The following is an 18,204-nucleotide window of genomic DNA, read 5'->3' on the forward strand; positions in this document are numbered from 1 at the left end:
CGGAGGCCGGGGAGGCCATAGGGTTTCGGCATGAAGGTCGGCCTGCTCACCCGGGAATACCCGCCGGAGGTCTACGGCGGCGCCGGAGTTCACGTGGAGTTCCTCGCCCGGGAGTTGCGGCCGCTGGTCGATCTCGACGTGCACTGCTGGGGCGCGGACCGGCCCGACGCCACCGGGCACACGGATCCGCACGGCTACGGCCAGCCCGCGTTCACGACCATGGACATCGCCGTGTCGATGGCGAACGCCCTCGAAGGCCACGACCTCGCGCACAGCCACACCTGGTACGCGAACCTGGCCGGGCACCTGGCGAAGATGACGCACGGCATCCCGCACGTCGTCACAGCGCACTCGCTGGAGCCGCTGCGGCCATGGAAGGCCGAACAGCTCGGCGGCGGCTACCGCGTCTCGTCGTGGATCGAGCGCGAGGCCTACGAAGCCGCGGACGCGATCGTCGCGGTCAGCGGCGGCATGCGCCGCGACGTCCTCGCCGCGTACCCGGCGGTGCCGCCCGAGCGGGTGCACGTGATCCACAACGGTATCGACACCACCCTGTACCGCCCCGACCCCGGCACCGAAGCGCTGGCGAAGCACGGCGTCGACCCCGGCCGGCCGTACGTGCTGTTCGTCGGCCGGATCACCCGGCAGAAGGGCGTCCCGCACCTGGTCCGTGCGGCCGCGTCGCTCGATCCCGGCACCCAGCTGGTGCTGTGCGCGGGCGGCGCCGACACCCCCGAGCTCGACGCGGAGTTCCGCGGGCTGGTCGCCGAGCTGGAGAAGACGCGCACCGGCGTCCGCTGGATCCCGGAGATGCTGCCGCGCCCCGAGGTCGTGCAGTTGCTCACCCACGCCACGGTGTTCGCCTGCCCGTCGGTCTACGAGCCGCTGGGCATCGTGAACCTGGAGGCGATGGCGTGCGGCACGCCGGTGGTGGCCAGTGACGTCGGCGGCATCCCGGAGGTCGTCGACGACGGCCGGACCGGGCTGCTGGTGCACTACGACGAACAGGACACGCATGGGTTCGAGGCGGGCTTGGCCGCCGCGCTGAACGAGGTGGTCGGGTCCCCGGACCGGGCCGCCGCGATGGGTACCGCCGGCCGCGAGCGCGCGGTCGGCGAGTTCGGCTGGAAGGCGATCGCCGAGCGGACGGTCGCCCTCTACGAGGCGTGCGGGAGGTCGTCGTGAACACTGGAGCCGACGTGCTGGGCATCGTGCTCGCGGGCGGCGAGGGCAAACGGCTGATGCCGCTGACCGCCGACCGCGCCAAACCCGCCGTGCCCTTCGGGGGTGTGCACCGGCTGGTCGACTTCGTGCTGTCGAACCTGGTGCACGGCGGGATCCGGCGGCTGTGCGTGCTGACGCAGTACAAGTCGCACTCGCTCGACCGGCACATCTCGACGACGTGGCGCCTCTCGGCGCTCACCGGCGAGTACGTCACGCCGGTGCCGGCGCAGCAGCGGCTCGGCCCGCGCTGGTACCAGGGCAGCGCCGACGCCATCCACCAGAGCCTCAACCTGGTCTACGACGAGGACCCCGAGTACATCGCGGTGTTCGGCGCGGACAACATCTACCGGATGGACCCCCGGCAGATGCTGGAGACCCACATCTCCTCGGGCGCCGGCGTCACGGTCGCCGGCATCCGGGTGCCCCGCGCCGAGGCGAGCTCGTTCGGTGTCATCCGGACCACCGACGGCCTGATGATCGACGCGTTCATGGAGAAGCCCGCCGACCCGCCGGGCCTGCCGGACTCCCCCGAAGAGTCGTTCGTGTCGATGGGCAACTACATCTTCACGACGAAGGTGATGCTGGAGGCGCTGCACGCGGACTCCGAGAACGCGGCGTCGCACCACGACATGGGCCGTGACATCATCCCGGCGCTGGTGAAGTCCGGCGAGGCGGCGGTCTACGACTTCAGCGGCAACGTCGTGCCCGGCGAGACCGAACGCGACCACGGCTACTGGCGCGACGTCGGGACGATCGACAGCTACTACGAGGCGCACACCGACCTGATCTCGACGCACCCGATCTTCAACCTCTACAACCGGAAGTGGCCGATCCTGGCCCACCCGGGCCAGCGCGCGGCGGCGAAGTTCGTCGAGGGCGGCTCGGCGAACCAGTCGATCGTCAGCAACGGCTGCATCATCTCGGGCGCGCAGGTCGTCGACTCGGTGCTCTCCCCCGACGTGATCGTGGAGCAGGGTGCGGTCGTCCAGGGCTCGGTGCTGCTGGACGGCGCCCGCGTCGGCCGCGGCGCGGTGGTGCGGCGGGCGATCCTCGACAAGAACGTCGTGGTGCCGCCGGGAGCGCACATCGGGGTCGACCTGGCCCGGGACCGGGGGCACTACCACGTCAGCGAAGGCGGGATCGTCGTGCTCGGCAAGGGGGAACGGGCGATCTGAGCGCCGCGGCGACCGGTCAGGAACCGCCGGTCGCCGCCAGGCGCTCGACCACCTGGCGGGGGTCGATGCCCCAGCGCTCGGCCAGCTCCGAGATCGTGGCGCCCGCCGCGTACTCGGCGGCGATCATGCTGTTCACCACGCCCGCCACGTTCCACTCCTCAGCCGCAGATGCACGTGCAGGCGAGATGCTACATGTTCACTGCGGACGTCGAACAAACTGCCTCAGGTCAGCGGGCGGCGAGCCCGCACGAGACCACCGCGTACCGTCACGGCCGGGCCGCGCCACACCCCACTCCTCGCGCACCGGGCTCCTCCCCACACCGCCGAAAGTGATTCAGCGCCCCGTTTTCTCCGGCTCCCCCGGCGGATTCTTGGTAGTGGCCCGCGCGCGCGTGGCGCTGAACACCGCGTCGAAGATCGGCGTCGGTTCCCCGTCGTCGCGCTTCGGCCGCTCGTCCCCCGGACTGCGCTTTTCCTCTCCCACGCGCTCATTTTCTGCGACGGTGGCCGATTTCGCTCGGGCAGCACCGAAAATCGCCCGCCCGGGGGATCACCCGCGTGGCGCATTTTTCCGGTTACCGGCGGAAATAGCACCGTGGATTCATTTCCGGGCACCGGGAATAACCCGGGGGTGCCGCGGGATTGCACCCGGCATGAAAGCAGTCGTCTACCGCCGCCACGGCGGCCCCGAGGTGTTGTCGCTGTCGGAGCGGGCCGTCGCGGACCCGGGGCCCGGCGAGGTCCGCGTCCGGATCGTCGTGTCCGCGGTCAACCCGACCGACTGGAAGGCCCGGCTCGGCCGCGGCGCGGAGGCCGGGACCGAAACGCCCGACACCGTCCCCAACCAGGACGGCGCCGGGGTCGTCGACGCGGTCGGCCCGGACGTCACCGGGTTCGCCCCCGGCGACCGCGTGTGGCTGATCCTCGCGGGCACCCACGGCCCCGCGGCCGGCACCGCGCAGGAGTACACCGTGCTCCCGGCGGAGAAGGTCGTCCGCCTGCCCGACGGCGCCGGCTTCGACGAGGGCGCCGGGTTCGGCGTTCCGGGGCTGACCGCGCACCGGGCGCTGACGGTCGCCGAAGACGGGCCCACCCGGCTCTCCCCCGGCGCGCTCGAGGGCCGGACGGTGCTGGTCAGCGGCGGCGCCGGCGCGGTCGGCAACGCCACGATCCAGCTCGGCCGCTGGGCCGGGGCGACGGTGATCGCCACGGTCAGCAGCGACGAGAAGGCGGCGCTCGCCCGCGCGGCCGGCGCCCAGCACGTGCTGCGCTACCCCGACCCCGAGCTCGCCACCCGGATCCGCGAGGTCGCCCCGGACGGCGTCGACCTGGTCGTCGAGGTCGCGGCCGGGGTCAACGCCGGGCTGCACACCGAGGTCCTGCGCCCGCGCGGCACGGTCGCGGTCTACGGCGACGACCGCGGGACGGGGACCGTCAGCCTCGAGTTCGGTGCGAACCTGTGGCTGAACACGCGGTACCAGTTCCTGGTGCTCTACACGGTGGGGTCGGACAAGCTCCGCGCCGGCGCCGAAGACGTCACGGCGGCGCTGGCCGACGGCGCGCTGCGGCTCGGCGAGGACCGCGGGGTGCCGGTCCACCGCTTCCCGCTCGAGGACACCGCGAAGGCCCACATCGCGTCCGAGGAGGGCGCGACCGGGAAGGTGCTGATCGACGTCACCCCGGCCGGGTGACCAGCGCCTGAAGGAGGTCGTCGAGGGTGACGCCGTCGTCGTCGCGGTGCTCGCGCCAGCGGGCGAACAGCTCCCCGGCGGCCGCTACGAGGGCCGGTGACAGCCCGGCGTCGGCGCTCGCCTCGGCGATCTCGGCCATCTCGCCTTCCCACCGCCACGCCCGCTGCCCGGCGGAGGCGATCCCGCCGGGCGCGCCCAGCGGGGTGTGCGGCAGGACCTCGGCGGCGAGTTCGCGCAGCTCGCCGCCGACGCCGTGGCGTTCCGCGAGGGCGTGGGACTGCGCGGCCAGCGCGAAGGTGAGCTTGTTGTAGGAGGCGAAGGCGAGCTTGAGCGCCGAGGCCTTGCCCACTGGACCGTCCAGCACCACGGGCTTCAGATCGGTGCCCGCGAACAGATCCTCCAGCCGCGCGACGGCCGCCGCGGGCCCGGACAGGTAGAGCCGGGTGGTCCCGGCCTTCCGCGGTGGCGGGCCGACGATCCCGCCGTCGGCGACGGTCGCCTTGTCCAGGACCCGCGCGACTTCGGTGGCGTGCCGGGGACTGATGGCGTTCGCGTCGAGGTAGACACCGGTGAACCCGGCGACGCTCCGGGCGACGTCGAGCGCGGCCGCGGGCGGGCAGACGCTGAGGATCACGTCGCACCCGGCGAGGTCTTCGGCTTCGGTGAGTCCGGCGTCGTCGGCACGGCGTCGCGTCGCCGGCCCGCGGCCGGCGGGAAGCCAGCGGACCGGGGTGCCGCGGGCGGTGAGGGCGGCCCCGACGGCGGCGCCCATGGCGCCGGGATGCAGGAGACCGACGGTCGTGGTCACGGTGGCTCCTTTCGCGGGAGACCGCCATGATCGCGCGAGACGGCGGGGGATGCGCACCCGGCTGTGCCCGGGGCGAGGTCCGGCTCCGCGAAACGCCGGCCGGATCTCGCTCGGCGAACCCGCTGCAGCTCCCGAGGGCGGGCCCGCACGCCGACCCCACCGCCTCCGCCGCAGATCTCCCCGAGCCCGGACCCGGCCACCGACTTCCCGCTCCCCGACGCGACCCGAGCCGGTGTCGCTGATCACCGCCGCCGGCTCGGGCGTTCGCCGCACCCACCACCTCCGCACGCTCTACGATCACCCGCGGAGGTGGGTGTGGAGCCGTTGGGGCGGGGTGAGCCGGCGCAGGTCGGGCGGTACCGGCTGCTCGCCGCGGTCGGCGAGGGCGGGATGGGCCGCGTGCTGCTCGGGGTCGCTCCCGACGGGCGGCTCGCCGCCGTCAAGCAGGTGCACCGCGGGTTCGCGCACGATCCCGGCTTCCGCGAACGGTTCCGGCGCGAGGTCGAGGTCTCGCGGCTCGTCTCCGGCGCCTACACCGCCGCGGTGATGGACGCCGACGCGCACGCGCCGACGCCGTGGCTCGCTTCGGTGTTCGTCGCCGGGCCCTCGCTGCAGGAAACCGTCGACGCCACCGGGCCGCTGCCGGGGGCCGCCGTGCGACACCTCGCCGCCGGGCTCGCGTCGGCACTCATCGGCATCCACCGGGCCGGGCTGGTGCACCGGGACCTCAAGCCCGGCAACGTCCTGCTCGCCGACGACGGCCCCCGCGTCATCGACTTCGGCATCGCCCACGCCGTCGAGGGCAGCACCGACCTCACCCACACCGGCATCATCCTCGGCTCGCCGGCCTTCATGTCGCCGGAGCAGGCCGACGGGCGGCCGCTGACCCCGGCGAGCGACGTCTTCTCCCTCGGCGCCCTCCTGGTGCTGGCCGCCACCGGGTACAGCCCCTTCGCCGGGGCGTCGGGCCCGCAGTCGCTCTACAACGTCGTCCACACGCACCCGGACCTGCGCTTCCTGCCGCCCGAGGTCCGCGCCGTCGCCGAGCCCTGCCTCGCCAAGGACCCGGCCCGCCGGCCGACGCCCGCCCAGATCCTGCAGCTGCTCGGTCCCCTGCCGCCGGTCCAGCGCCCGTGGCCGCCGGCCGTGCACGCGCTGATCGCCCGGCGCCAAGCCGAAGTGGCAGGCGTCGTCGCGAAGAAGCCCACGCGCAAGGGCCCCCGGATCGCGCTCGCCGCCGCGGCGGCCGCCGTCGTAGCCGCCGGCACGATCACCGCGGTCAGCCTGACCAGCGGCGACGACGGCGCGACCGCGGCCCCGGCGACCACCACCGCCCCGCCTCCGGTCACAGCCACATCCGCGCCGAACCCGGACCCGCTCGGCCCGGACAAGCTGCGCGGCGTCGACCTGTGCCAGGTGCTGCCGTCGGTGCCCGGGACCGGGAAGCTCACCCCGGAGATCGGCGTGCACTTCTTCGAATGCATCTACGAGACACCGCAGGGCCAGTGGCTGGAGCTGGCCGTCGGCGGCCCGGTGACCGCCGGCGGCACGGCCTCCGGGGAGCTCGACGGCCTCCCGCTGAGCATCGACGACAAAGCGGGCGGCTGCACCGCCTCGGTACCCGTCGTCGACCGGCCGGACACCACGATCGGGGTCGAGGCCAGCAGCGCCGCGAAGCCGTTCGCGAAGCCGTGCGACTCGGCGAAGGCCGCGCTCACCGAAACCGTGAAACGCCTCCGCGCGGGTTCGCCCGCCGCGCGGGCGGTGCTCGCGCCGGTGGACCCGTGCGGACTGGTCGACACCGCCACCGTGCAGCGGATCGCCGGCCCGGTCACCAAGGTCGAACCCACCGGGCTGCACGAATGCCACTGGCAGGTCGGTGGCGAGATCGTCGTGTCGCTCGAACGCGGCACCCCGCCGACGCAGTCCAAGGACTCGTACTACGACTCGACCGGGACCGTCGACCTCGGCGGGGTCACCGCGTACTACACCCGGAAGCGGGCCAACCCCGCGTCCGGGTTCTGCGACGTGACCTGGCAGCACCACCCGCTCGAAAACGACTACTCGGAGAACGTCGTCGTCACCTACCGCACGTCCGCCAGCAAGCTCACCGACGACGAGACCTGCCGTGGGGCGCACGACATCGCCAAGGCGGTCCGGCCCGGATTGCCGAAGCCGTGAAGCCGCTGGAGCCGGGGGACGCCCGGCAGGCCGGGAAGTACCGGCTGGTCGCCGCGCTCGGTGAAGGCGGGATGGGCCGAGTCCTGCTCGGCGTCGCGCCGGACGGCCGGCTCGTCGCACTCAAGCAGGTGCACCCGGAGTTCGCCCACAACGCCCGCTTCCGCAGCCGGTTCAAGCAGGAAGTCCAGGCGTCGCAACGGGTTTCCGGCGCCTTCACCGCGGCGGTCATGGACGCCGACGCGGACGCCGAGACCCCGTGGCTGGCTTCGGTGTTCGTCACCGGTCCGTCGCTGAAGGAGGCCGTCGAAGCTACCGGGCCGCTACCGGTCGACGCGGTGCGCCGGCTCGCCGTCGGGCTCGCGACCGCGTTGATCGAGATCCACCGCGTCGGCCTGATCCACCGCGACCTCAAGCCCGGCAACGTGCTGCTGACCGGCGACGGCCCGCGCGTGATCGACTTCGGCATCGCGCGGGCCACCGAGGGCGGCTCCGACCTCACCGGCACCGGCGGCATCATCGGCTCGCCCGCGTTCATGTCGCCCGAGCAGGCCGAAAGCCGCCCGCTGACCCCGGCGAGCGACGTCTTCTCCCTCGGTGGCCTGCTGGTGATGGCGGCGACCGGGCAAGGCCCGTTCCCCGGCTCGACGACGGCGCAGCTGCTCTACAACGTCGTCCACGCCGGCCCCGACCTGACGGCCGTGCCGCCCGAGATCCGCGCGCTCGTCGAGCCGTGCCTCGCCAAGGACCCGGCCCGGCGGCCGACACCGCAACGGATCCTCGACTTCCTCGGCCCGGTCCCACCCGGGACCCGGCCGTGGCCGCCGCCGGTGCACGCACTGATCGAGGCCCAGGACGCCGCCGTCCGCACCGCGCTGTCCTGGCCCACTCCTCCCCCGGCGCCGGCACCGCCGAAACGCCGTCGCTGGCTGCCGGTCGTCACCGCGCTGGCCGCCGTCTGCGCGCTCGCCGCGGGCAGCCTGATCGCCCTGGCGGCGTTCAACGCGGGCGCGGACCCGGAGTCGCCGGGCGCCAACCTGGACCCGACGAGCCTGGACACCCTGCGCCGCGCCGATCCGTGCCGGGTGCTCGACGACGTCACGGTCCCGGACGCGGGCAAGCTCCGGGCCGAGCCGGACACCGGTCACCTCGACCGCTGTACCTACCAGTCCCGCTCGGGCGGGAAGATCTCGGTCAAGCTCGGTGACCAGATCTACGTCGAAGGCGGCCGCCCCACCGAAGACCTGGACGGCAGGCAGGTGCTGTTCACCGAGATCAGCGGCGGTACCTGTGACGCGAGCGTCCAGGTGCCCGCGCAGCCGGAACTCGGCGTGACCGCGCTCGCCGACACGTGCGCCCTGGCGAAGGCCACCCTCGGCAAGGTCCTCGACCGGCTCCACGGCGGCGGCAACGGTTACCCCCTGCCGCCCGGCACGCTTCTCGCGCTGGACCCGTGCGCGGTGCTCGGCAAGACCGTCGTCGCCCAGGCCCTCGGGCCGGTCCGCGAGACCAAGCTGAGCCGCCTGCGCGAGTGCGACTGGACGGCGACGGCGTCGCTGCAGCTGACCTTCGAGAAGGGGTACTCCGGGGTGCCGGACACCGGGAACCCGGTCGACATCGGCGGTGTCACGGCCACGCGTCACGAGACCGGCGACAGTTGCGCACTGACGTGGGACCACCGCCGGCTCGACGCGACGCGCACCGAACACGTCCGGATCTTCGCCTCGAAGACGGGCGGCGGTGCCTGCGACGCCGCCGTCGCGTTCGGGAAAGCCCTGGTGAGCGGGCTTCCCCGCGGTTAGTGTCGCGCGTCCGAGGTTCGGCGACAGCACGGCGGCGAGTGCGAACGTCTTGAATGAGTCATTCAGGTCTTCGGCGGTCCTGAATGACTCATTCAAGACGTTTGGCCCGGGTTCGGCGAGCCCCCTGGCTCCAACGGCCCGAACCACTCGGCCCGCGCGACACCAGCTCAGAGGCGCAGCCCGCGGCGCAGCGCGTCGACCTCGTCGGCGAACATCCGGCGGGAGATCGCTGCCGTCTCCACCATCCCCGAGCCGTGGAACGTACCCGGGTAATGCCGCAGCTCGGTCGCCACGCCCGCGTGCGCGAGGCGTTGCGCGTAGGAGATTCCTTCGTCCCGCAGCGGGTCGAACTGACACGTCGTGACGAACGCCGGCGGCAGGCCGGCCAGGTCCGCCGCCCGGGCCGGCGCGGCGTACGGCGAAACGTCGTCGCCGCCGGGTTCCGCGCCGAGGTAGCTGGTCCAGCTGTACACCGCGTTCGGCTGGTTCCACAGTGGTGTGTCGGTGTACGCGCGCATCGACGGCGTGTCCAGGCGGTCGTCCAGCTCCGGGATGCCGAGGTACTGGAAGCACAGCGCCGGGCCGCCGCGGTCGCGGGCCAGCAGCGCCACCGCCGCCGAGAGGCCACCGCCCGCGCTTTCGCCGCCCACCGCGAGGCGCGCCGGGTCGATGCCGAGCTCGGCCGCCTTGGCCTCGACCCACTGCAGGGCCGCGTAGCAGTCCTCGACGGGCGCCGGGAACGGGTGCTCGGGCGCCAGCCGGTAGTCCACCGACACGATCACGATGCCGAGCTCGTCGACCAGCCGCAGCAGCGACGCGTGGAACATGTCCAGGTCGCCGAGGACGAACCCGCCACCGTGGATGTAGAGCAGGCCGGGCACCGCACCGGCGCGGTTCGCCGGGGAGTAGACGCGGACCGGGACCTCCGGGGCGTCCGACGGCCCGGGCACGGTCGTGTCGCGGACGTCGACGGGGTTCACCGGCTCGTAGGCCGGCAGGACCTCGCCCAGCTGCCCCATCGAGGTGCGCGCGGCGACCAGGGCCTCGTAGTCGGTCAGGGTCACGGCCGGGAGCATGTCCAGCCAGGGCAGCAGCTCGGGATCGATCGCGTAGGTCATGACCAGATCTTGGGCCGCGGGAGGCACCCCGGGCCACCGCCACGCGGCGGGCGTTGCCGCGCCGGCGCTCGCCATCCGGCGGCGGGCGCGCCTATCGTGACGGCATGAAGGGGCTGCTGCTGCGGCTGTCCGGGCTCGACGCCGACGCCGAGAACGCCGTGCGGGTGATCGGGTTCTTCGACCGCCTGATCACCGGCCGCGCCGGCCTGGACGCGCTGGTGCGCAGCACGGCCGAGCTCGCCGGCTGCCGGGTCGGCGTGCACGCGCCCGGCCAGGGGCTGTCGCTGCGCGCGGAACCGGGCGAGGACGTCGAAACGCCCGGGACGGCGCCCGCGGGAGCCGCCGTCCGCCGGCTCGAGGGCGGCGTCGAGGTGTGGGTCGCCCGCGGCGGCGCGCCGCTCCCCCTCGACGACATGCTGCTGGAGAGGTTCGCGATCGCCACCGCGATCCTGCTGGAGCAGAGCGGCGTGCCCCGGCCGGAGCTCGGTGACCCCGCGCTGGTCGAGCTGGTGCTGTCCGGGGACGCCGGCACGGCCGAACGTTCGCGTGCTCTGCACCTGCTGGGGATTTCCCCGGCGGCCCGGCTGCGCGTGCTGGCGGGCACCGGCGTCGACGGGCTCACCGGGCGCTCGGCCCAGCTGGGCGGGGTGCGCGCGATCCTGGCGGACACGGTGCCCGGCCCGCTCCCGGACGGTGGCCGCGCGGGCATCGGCCCGGAGCTGCCGGCCATCGACGCGGCCCGCTCCTGGGCCGCCGCCCGGACGGCACTGCGGTTCACCTCGGACACCGAGCCGGTGGTGTGGTGGGAACGGCTCGGCAGCCTCGCCGCGTTCGCGGGCAGGCTCGAGGGGCCGGAGCTCGCCGAGCTGCCGGACGTCCGCGCGCTCGACCGGCTCGCCGCCGAAGCCCACGGCGAGGACACCCTGGCGGCGCTCGACGCGCTGTGCGCGACCGGCTCGGCCCGCAAGGCCGCGGCGGTGCTGCACCGCCACCACAGCACCATGCCCGCTCGCCTGGCCCGCGCCGAAGCCGTCCTCGGTTTCGAGGTCGACTCCCCCGCGGGCCGGTTCCGGCTGCACCTCGCCCTCATGCTGAGAAGGCTGCGCGACAACAGCGACCTCAGCTGACCGTCCACGGTGGACGTCGACCCAGCGCCCCAAGGTGGCCTTGGTTGCGGTGAACGCACCCAAGGGGCCCTTCGGTGCGTTCAACGCACCGAAGGCCACCTTGGGGCGCTACTCACGCCGAGCGACCTCAGCCGACCATCCTCAGTGGACTCCGCGTCCGCCGCACCAGGTCCTGCGCCGCCGCCTGCCAGAGGGGGTGGCCGAAGACGAACCCGGCCTCCAGCAACCGGCCCGGCACCACCAGCCGGCTCTTCAGCAGCAATTCCGTGTCGGTACGCAGGGCCAACGCCCCGATTTCCGCCATCCACTTCGTCGCCGGCAGTCCGAACGGGACTCCCGCCGCCGCGCGAAGTGAACGCAGGAAGTCCCGGTACGGCAACGGTTCCGGGGCCGCCAGGTTCACCGGCCCGCTCAGGTCGTCCCGCCCGACGAGGAAATCGATCGCCCGGAGCAGGTCGTCCTCGTGGATCCACGACAGGTACTGCGCCCCGCCCGCGACGGGGCCGCCCAGGCCCAGCCGGGTGAGCCGCAGCAGCATCTCGAAGGCACCGCCGGGCTCCGGGCTCATCACCATCGCCGTGCGCAGCGCGACCTTGCGGGTGCGCGGGGTGTTCGCCACCTCCTGCTCGCGCTCCCACGCCCGGGCGAGGTCGACGCTGTAGGCCCAGTACGCGGGCACCCCGGGTTCATCGCCGCCGAGCACGCCGGTGGTTTCGTCGTTCGGGGCGTCGTACCGGTGCGCGTAGATCGTCGCCGTGCTCATCTGCAGCCAGACCCGCGGCGGCCGCGCGGCACGCTCGATCGCGCCGCCGACGACGCGCGCCGAGTCCACGCGCGAGTTCCACATCTCCCGCAGGTTCGCCCGGGTGTAGCGGCAGTTCACCGACCGGCCGGCCAGGTTGAGCACGACGTCGCTGCCGTCGATCTCCGCCGTCCACGGCCCCGCGGCGCGCCCGTCCCAGCGGACGTGGCGCACGCCCGGTTCCGGCGGGGCGTCCCGCCGGGTGAGCACGACGACCTCGTCCCCGCGGCCGACCAGCCGCCGGCTCAGCACCCGCCCCAGGTGCCCGGTGCCACCGGGTATCACGACCTTCATGAAATCCCCCTTTACGGTCCGCCCGAGACCCACCGTACCGAAAGAGTTGAACGTGTTCAAATACCGGGGGCGCCAGCCGGGCGGGCATAGAGTCGGCGGATGACCGCTGCAGCCGCGCCGCCGATCGTCACCGGGGTGGACGGGTCGGCCGAGTCCCTGGACGCCGTCCGCTGGGCCGCGCGGACCGCCTGCCTGCGGGACGCGCCCCTGGAGATCGTGCACGCCCTGGACGTCCCGGCCCTGCTCGCGGGCGGGGTCGTGCCGCCGCCGGAGGAGATGGTCGACGCGCTGCGCGCCCGCGGCCGGCGGGCGCTGCGGACCGCGCGGGAACTGGCCGCCGCGCAAGGCGTCCCCGGCGCGGCGACGCGGCTCGACACCGACCGCGCCGCCCAGGCGCTGATCGAGGCGTCGAGGGCGGCCGCGCTGCTCGTCGTCGGCTCCGCCGGGCACGGCAGGCTCACCAGCCTGCTCGCGGGCTCGGTCGCCGCGGCGATCGGGACGCACGCGCACTGCGACACCGTCGTCGTCCGCGGGGACAGCTGGGACGAGCCCGGCGCCGGGGACCGCCCGGTCGTCACCGGCATCGACGGCAGCGAGGCCGGCACCCGCGTGCTCACGGCGGCGCTCGCCGAAGCCCGCGTCCGCCGCGCTCCCCTCGTCGTGCTGCACGCCTGGACCGACGCCCCGCCGCCGCGGCAGGACCCGCGGTGCGTCACCGAGGCCGGGCGCCGGCTGCTCGGCGAACGGCTCCACGGCCACGACCTCGGCGACGTCGCGGTCGACCAGGTCGTCGTCCACGCCCACCCGCGGCGCGAGCTGATCGAGCGCAGCGGGGCCGCCCAGCTGGTCGTCCTCGGCGACCGCGGCCGCGGCGGCTTCCCCGGGCTCCTGCTCGGGTCCACCGGCCAGGCGCTGCTGCACCACGCGGCGTGCCCGGTCCTGCTCGTCCGCACCGCCGCTTGAGGGAAGCGGGACGGAAGCCGGTTCGGGCAGGATGGCGGGGACCGAGAGCGAGGGACAGATGAAGACTGTGGTGCGAGCCGGGCTCGTCGCGATGCTGGCCACGGCGGCCCTGGCGGCCCCGGCCGGGGCCGCGACCGTCAAGCAGGTCACGAGCACCTGCCACGCCGGAGCGTTCGGCGGGACGTTCACCCTGCGGTACGAGACCTCCGGCGGCTACCACCACCCGATCGGCTCGATCACCACGTCGGGCCCGTACATCGGCGACTCGGGCACCCAGTCGCTGCGGATCTCCTACCTGGACGGGCTGGGCACGCACACGGTCTACACCCGGGTCGGCCCGGCCACCAACGGCACCGCTTCGCTGCCGGCGGGGCTCGCGATCCCGGCCACCGCGCGGGGTACGGCGGCCACGACGTTCGACAACGGCACGACGTCCTGCGTCGCCACGGTGCCGATCACGTAGCCGTCACCGGCCGACGTGGCCGCCGAGGAACCCGCCCACGACCAGGATCGCGGCGCCGCACCGGCTCAACCGGATGCCGGCCCGCTCCCGGCCCCGCGCGCGAGCGGCCCAGGAACCGAAGAAGACGACCGTGGCCGTGCCGGTCGCCGCCGCGTGGAGCACGCCGACGCGGCGGCGATCCTCGGCGCAGCCTGCCCACTCGGCCCAGCCGCTGACCGCGGCCGGGGCGGCGCCGAGCAGGCCGAGCCCGACCAGGCGCCGGGCGGCGCGCCGCGAGTCGGGGTGGAGGTCGAGGAACTGGGCCATGAACCAGGCCCCGAACGGCAGGTCCTTGGCGATCACGTGCAGCGGGATGCCGGTCGCGGCACCGCCGAAGAGCCGGCGGAGCGGCTCCCGGGCCACGAGCCTCCGAGCCGGGCGGTCGGCGGCTCGCACGACGCGGTCCAGCGCGGGCGAGCGCCCGGCCCGGTCGAGCAGCCGGAGGTACGGGTTCGTCACGGTCCTCACGTCCCTTCTCGCGGTCCCGATGACGGTACTACGTTCGTAGTGCGTGGTCACTATGTTTATAGTTGACCGGTGACGCCGAACAGGCAGCGAGTTCTCGACGCCGCGATCGACCTCGCCGGTACCCAGGGCCTGCGCGCCCTCACCCACGCCCGGATCGACCGGCACGCCGGCCTCGCCCAGGGCTCGGCGTCGAACTACTTCCGCACGCGACAGGCCCTGCTGGAGGGGGTCGTCGCCCGGCTCGCGGAGCTCGAGCTGCCGGAGGTCGATGCCGCTTTCGCGCCGGCGACCCCGGAAGCGCTCGTCGACGCGCTCTGCGCCCAGTTCGACTACATGACCAAGGAAGCGAGGACCCGCACGAGCGCGCGGCTGGTGTTGTTCCTGGAGGCCGGGCACGTGCCGGAGCTCGGAGCCGCGCTGACCCGTGGGCGGGCGGCGCTGGAAGCGGTCGGGGTCGTGGCACTGGCCCGGCTCGGCGCCGCCGACCCGCAGGGCGCCACCGCGGCCCTGGCGGCCTGTTTCGAAGGCCTGGTGCTGCACCGCATCGCCCGCGGCGACGAGACCGATCCCCGTCCGGCGTTCGAGCTCGTCGTCCGGGCGGCGCTGGGCTGACTCGCTCTTTTACGGAGCCGCGCGCTGCCGACGGAAGCCGGTGCGGGGCCCCGAATCGTGCGTTTCCCGGACGTCCTCCCGGACAACCGACGGCCGCCGTCGCTCGACACTTCGCCGACGCCGCTTTTCCTTCCTGTCGAGGTATCTCGCACGGTCCGCCCCGCTCCTGTAGGCCTGAGCGCGGACGTGTCCGCGGCGGGGGGCGGGAATGGCCGGGAACACAGCTGGTGGAGTGGACGTCGGAGTGCTGGGACCCTTCGAGGTCCGGATCGGCGGAGCGCCGCGGGACGTCGGCGGTCCGCGCCTGCGGACCCTGCTCGCCGTGCTGGCGGTGGAGGCGGGACGCGTCGTGAGCGTCCCCACGCTCGGCCGCGCGCTGTGGGGTGAGCGGCTGCCCGAGCACGCGGACCGGACCGTGCGGACGTACCTTTCCCGGCTGCGCGGCTCCGTGGACTCCCGCTTGATCCTGACCCGCTCGCCGGGGTACGTGCTGCGCGTGGCACCGGAGGCCCTCGACGCGGCGCGGTTCGAACAGCTCGCCGGGGAGGGACGTCGTGCGCTCGCCGCCGGCGAGCCCGAGGCCGCCCGCGAACACCTGGCCGCCGCTTTGGCGCTGTGGCGGGGGAACGCGTACGAGGAGTTCGACGGCGTCGAAACCCTGCAGGCCGAAGGGATGCGGCTGGAACGGTTGCGGCACGACGCCGTCCAGGACCGGATCGACGCCGACCTGGCGACCGGCGAAGACACCGGGCTGATCGCCGAGCTGGAGGCGCTGACCGCCGCTTTCCCGGGCCACGAACGGCTGTGGGCGCAGCTGATGACGGCGCTCTACCGCGCCGGGCGCCAGGGCGACGCGCTGGAAGCGTTCCGCCGGGCCCGGCACGGGCTGATCACCGCGTCCGGCGTGGAGCCGTCGCCGGTGCTGGCCCAGGTGCACCGGCAGGTCCTCGCCCACGACCCGGGCCTGCTCCCGGCCCGGCCCGGCTCCGCGGTGACCGCCCCGGACGACGCGCTGGCCGCCGGCGAGCACGCTCTGCTGGAGGACGGCGACCTGCGGACCAGCCGCGGGCACTTCGAGACCGCCTACCGCCGCGCCGAGCAGGCCGGGGACGCCGACGCGCTGGCCCGCGCGGCGCTCGGGCTGGGCGGGGTGTGGGTGCACGAGCACCGGACGGCCGCCGCGTCGGAGCTGCTGCTGACGCGCTTGCGGCACGCGCTGGCGGAGGTCGACCCGGCGTCGGCGCTCGCCCGGAGGCTGCGGACGCGGCTGGCGGGCGAGGAGGACTACCAGGCCGTGACGCACGACCGGATCCTGGCCGCCGTCGGCGAAACCCGGGAAGCCGGCGACCCGGTCGCGCACGCCGAGGCGCTGAGCCTCGCCCACCACTGCCTGCTCGGCCCGGACCACACGGCCCGGCGGCACGCGCTGGCCACCGAGCTGGTCGGGGTCAGCGGGCGGTCCGGGCGGCGCACCGACCTCGTGATGGGCGTGCTGTGGGACACCGTCGACCTGTTCCTGGCCGGCGACCCGCACGCGCAGCGCCGGCTCGGCGAGCTCGACGACCTCCTGGCGGCGCGCGAGCACCGGGCCGCGGGGTTCGTCGCCGACGCGGTGAAGGTCATGCTCGCCATTCGCGCCGGCCGGTTCCGCGAGGCCGAGCAGGGCGCCCAGGCCTGCGCGGAGCTCGGCCAGGCGGCCGGCGACCTGGACGCGCTCGGCTGGTACGGCGCGCAGCTCGTCGCGATCCGGTGGTTCCAGGGCCGGCTCGGCGAGCTGGTGCCGGTGCTGAACGGTCTGATGCACTCCCCCACGCTCAGCCCGATCGACAATTCGTACTACGCGGCGCTGGCGGTGGCGGCGGCCTCGTCCGGCGACCGCCGCACGGCCGCGGGTGCCCTCGCCCGCCTGTGCGGCGACGACCTCGGCGCGCTGCCGCGGTCGAGCACGTGGCTGATCTCCCTGTGCGGCGCGGCGGAAACCGCTTACCTGCTGGACGACGCGGAGACGGCCGCGCGGGTTTCCGAGCTGCTGCGGCCGTTCGGCCACCTGCCGGCGATGGCGAGCCTGGCCATCGCGTGCTTCGGCTCGGTCCACTACCCGCTGGGCACGGCGGCCCTGACGACCGGCGAGCTGGACCGGGCGGTCGCCCACCTGCGGGCGGCGGTCCAGCACAACCTGGCGCTGGCCCACTGGCCGGCGGTGGTGTTCTCGCGCCGTCGCCACGCCGAAGCACTGGCCCGGCGTGGCGCGTCCGGGGATGTGGTGGCCGCGGCGAGTGAACTGGCCGCGGCCGAGGAGGAAGCTCGGACGTTCGGCGAACCGGCCCGATGACGACGAGCGAACCGGCCCGATGACGAGGTGCGCGGCGGCACCGGGCCGTTGCGATCGGAATCCGTAGCGGCGCGGTGAGAGCCCTTTCTCGCAACTCCTACCCGGTACCCGACCGGGCAAACCTCGCGCGGAAATCGCGATTTTCGTGGTTATCGTCGCGGCGTCCGGGAATGCGCTGGCTTCCGGCCACCGGTTCCGCCCCGGGAACCACCGGCGCCGACGAAAGGGACCCACGCGTGTTCCGTCACACCAAACTGCTTCAGTTCGAAGCCAAGCCCGAAAAGCCCGACCCCGTCTACGCCCACAAGCTCCAAGAACTGATCGGCGGCGCGTTCGGTGAGATGAGCGTGACGATGCAGTACCTGTTCCAGGGCTGGAACTGCCGCATCGAAGGCAAGTACAAGGACCTCCTCATGGACACCGCGACCGAGGAGATCGGGCACGTCGAAATGCTCGCCACCATGGTCGCGCGCCTCCTCGAAGGCGCCCCCGCCACCATGACCGCCGAAGCTGTGAAAGACCCGGTCATGGCGGCCACGCTCGGTGGCATGGACGTCCAGCAGGCCATCGTCGCCGGTGGTGGCGCGCTCCCGGCCGACAGCAACGGCTACCCCTGGAACGGGCGGTACATCGTCGCCTCCGGGAACCTGCTGGCGGACTTCCGCGCGAACGTCGCGGCCGAAGCGCAGGGCCGGCTGCAGACCGCCCGGCTCTACAACATGACCGACGACCCCGGCGTCAAGGCGATGCTGCAGTTCAACCTCGCCCGCGACACCGTCCACCAGAAGCAGTGGCTCGCCGCGATCGAAGAGCTGAAGGCCGACGGTCTCGAAGAGGAAATCGTGCCCAACGCCCTCCTCGACGAAGAAGACCAGACCCACAACCACACGATCTGGCACCTTTCCGACGGCCCCGACGGCGCCAAGGGCGCCAGCTGGACCACCGACGCGGGCATCGAGTACCTGATGGACCCGGAACCGCTCGGCGGACCGGGCACCGCCCCGAAGCCCGACCCCGCGCTCTACGGCACCTACGCCCCGCTGCAGGACGCCAAGGGCACCATGAAGGGCAAGGCCAAGGCGGTCAAGAACAAGCTCGCCTGACCGCA

17 protein-coding genes are annotated in these 18,204 nt (G+C 73.9%); 11 read left to right on the plus strand and 6 right to left on the minus strand.

All coding sequences use genetic code 11. The features are described 5' to 3' along the window. Window positions 1-30: 30 nt before the first annotated feature. Both glgA and glgC read left to right on the plus strand, forming a co-directional pair. Window positions 31-1,185 carry a glycogen synthase gene (glgA, locus tag AB0M59_RS16935; RefSeq protein ID WP_364615521.1) on the plus strand — a complete coding sequence of 385 codons (1,155 nt, stop codon included), beginning with the start codon at window positions 31-33 and terminating at the stop codon, window positions 1,183-1,185. Next, window positions 1,182-2,399 (plus strand): glucose-1-phosphate adenylyltransferase, encoded by a 1,218-nt coding sequence (glgC, locus tag AB0M59_RS16940; protein ID WP_364615524.1) that lies wholly within the window; start codon window positions 1,182-1,184, stop codon window positions 2,397-2,399. Before glgA ends, glgC begins: the two co-directional genes overlap by 4 nt. A 16-nt stretch (window positions 2,400-2,415) precedes the next feature. On the opposite strand, the gene AB0M59_RS16945 is transcribed toward glgC, so the two are convergent. Both AB0M59_RS16945 and AB0M59_RS16950 read right to left on the minus strand, forming a co-directional pair. Continuing rightward, on the minus strand, window positions 2,416-2,547 hold the full coding sequence (locus tag AB0M59_RS16945) for a hypothetical protein (protein WP_364615527.1): 132 nt from the start codon (window positions 2,545-2,547) through the stop codon (window positions 2,416-2,418). A 186-nt stretch (window positions 2,548-2,733) separates the two neighbouring features. Further along, the gene (locus AB0M59_RS16950; protein WP_364615530.1) at window positions 2,734-2,883 is read right to left on the minus strand and encodes a hypothetical protein; all 150 of its coding nucleotides are present in this window, start codon (window positions 2,881-2,883) and stop codon (window positions 2,734-2,736) included. Between the two features lie 169 nt (window positions 2,884-3,052). Between AB0M59_RS16950 and AB0M59_RS16955 the strand changes: the two genes are divergently transcribed. After that, on the plus strand, window positions 3,053-4,090 hold the full coding sequence (locus AB0M59_RS16955) for an NADPH:quinone reductase (protein WP_364615533.1): 1,038 nt from the start codon (window positions 3,053-3,055) through the stop codon (window positions 4,088-4,090). On the opposite strand, the gene AB0M59_RS16960 is transcribed toward AB0M59_RS16955, so the two are convergent. Beyond that, window positions 4,074-4,898, minus strand: coding sequence for a DUF1932 domain-containing protein (locus AB0M59_RS16960; protein ID WP_364615536.1), 825 nt, complete (start codon window positions 4,896-4,898; stop codon window positions 4,074-4,076). The genes AB0M59_RS16955 and AB0M59_RS16960 overlap by 17 nt on opposite strands. A gap of 315 nt (window positions 4,899-5,213) precedes the next feature. Between AB0M59_RS16960 and AB0M59_RS16965 the strand changes: the two genes are divergently transcribed. Together AB0M59_RS16965 and AB0M59_RS16970 are read left to right on the plus strand one after the other, a co-directional pair. After that, window positions 5,214-7,079, plus strand: a complete 1,866-nt coding sequence (locus AB0M59_RS16965; protein ID WP_364615539.1) for a serine/threonine-protein kinase — start codon at window positions 5,214-5,216, stop codon at window positions 7,077-7,079. Continuing rightward, window positions 7,076-8,878 carry a serine/threonine-protein kinase gene (locus tag AB0M59_RS16970; protein ID WP_364615542.1) on the plus strand — a complete coding sequence of 601 codons (1,803 nt, stop codon included), beginning with the start codon at window positions 7,076-7,078 and terminating at the stop codon, window positions 8,876-8,878. Before AB0M59_RS16965 ends, AB0M59_RS16970 begins: the two co-directional genes overlap by 4 nt. A gap of 167 nt (window positions 8,879-9,045) precedes the next feature. Here AB0M59_RS16970 and AB0M59_RS16975 read toward each other — a convergent pair whose 3' ends face one another. Then, entirely contained in the window at window positions 9,046-9,996 is a 951-nt protein-coding gene (locus AB0M59_RS16975; RefSeq protein WP_364615545.1) for an alpha/beta hydrolase, read from the minus strand. A 104-nt stretch (window positions 9,997-10,100) separates the two neighbouring features. Here AB0M59_RS16975 and AB0M59_RS16980 point away from each other — a divergent pair, with 104 nt between their 5' ends. Continuing rightward, a complete protein-coding gene (locus AB0M59_RS16980; protein WP_364615548.1) occupies window positions 10,101-11,123 on the plus strand; it encodes a helix-turn-helix domain-containing protein in 1,023 nt (340 codons plus the stop codon). Window positions 11,124-11,250: 127 nt separating this feature from the next. Here the strand turns inward: AB0M59_RS16980 and AB0M59_RS16985 are convergent, their stop codons facing one another. Further along, a complete protein-coding gene (locus tag AB0M59_RS16985) occupies window positions 11,251-12,219 on the minus strand; it encodes a DUF1731 domain-containing protein (RefSeq protein WP_364615551.1) in 969 nt (322 codons plus the stop codon). Between the two features lie 99 nt (window positions 12,220-12,318). Here AB0M59_RS16985 and AB0M59_RS16990 point away from each other — a divergent pair, with 99 nt between their 5' ends. Both AB0M59_RS16990 and AB0M59_RS16995 read left to right on the plus strand, forming a co-directional pair. Continuing rightward, window positions 12,319-13,182: a universal stress protein gene (locus AB0M59_RS16990; RefSeq protein WP_364615554.1), complete on the plus strand. Its 864-nt coding sequence runs from the start codon at window positions 12,319-12,321 to the stop codon at window positions 13,180-13,182. 58 nt (window positions 13,183-13,240) lie between these two features. Further along, window positions 13,241-13,645, plus strand: a complete 405-nt coding sequence (locus tag AB0M59_RS16995; RefSeq protein ID WP_364615557.1) for a hypothetical protein — start codon at window positions 13,241-13,243, stop codon at window positions 13,643-13,645. A 3-nt stretch (window positions 13,646-13,648) separates the two neighbouring features. Here AB0M59_RS16995 and AB0M59_RS17000 read toward each other — a convergent pair whose 3' ends face one another. Continuing rightward, window positions 13,649-14,152: a DUF2231 domain-containing protein gene (locus AB0M59_RS17000; RefSeq protein ID WP_364615560.1), complete on the minus strand. Its 504-nt coding sequence runs from the start codon at window positions 14,150-14,152 to the stop codon at window positions 13,649-13,651. Between the two features lie 69 nt (window positions 14,153-14,221). Here AB0M59_RS17000 and AB0M59_RS17005 point away from each other — a divergent pair, with 69 nt between their 5' ends. The 3 genes from AB0M59_RS17005 (at window position 14,222) to AB0M59_RS17015 (ending at window position 18,199) form a co-directional block, all read left to right on the plus strand. Next, window positions 14,222-14,764, plus strand: coding sequence for a TetR family transcriptional regulator (locus AB0M59_RS17005; RefSeq protein WP_364615563.1), 543 nt, complete (start codon window positions 14,222-14,224; stop codon window positions 14,762-14,764). 244 nt (window positions 14,765-15,008) lie between these two features. Beyond that, window positions 15,009-17,096: an AfsR/SARP family transcriptional regulator gene (locus tag AB0M59_RS17010; protein ID WP_364615566.1), complete on the plus strand. Its 2,088-nt coding sequence runs from the start codon at window positions 15,009-15,011 to the stop codon at window positions 17,094-17,096. Window positions 17,097-17,332: 236 nt separating this feature from the next. Further along, entirely contained in the window at window positions 17,333-18,199 is an 867-nt protein-coding gene (locus AB0M59_RS17015; protein ID WP_364615569.1) for a manganese catalase family protein, read from the plus strand. The last annotated feature ends 5 nt before the right edge of the window (window positions 18,200-18,204 follow it).

It is taken from the genome of Amycolatopsis sp. NPDC051371, from assembly GCF_040682155.1.
Classification (GTDB): domain Bacteria; phylum Actinomycetota; class Actinomycetes; order Mycobacteriales; family Pseudonocardiaceae; genus Amycolatopsis.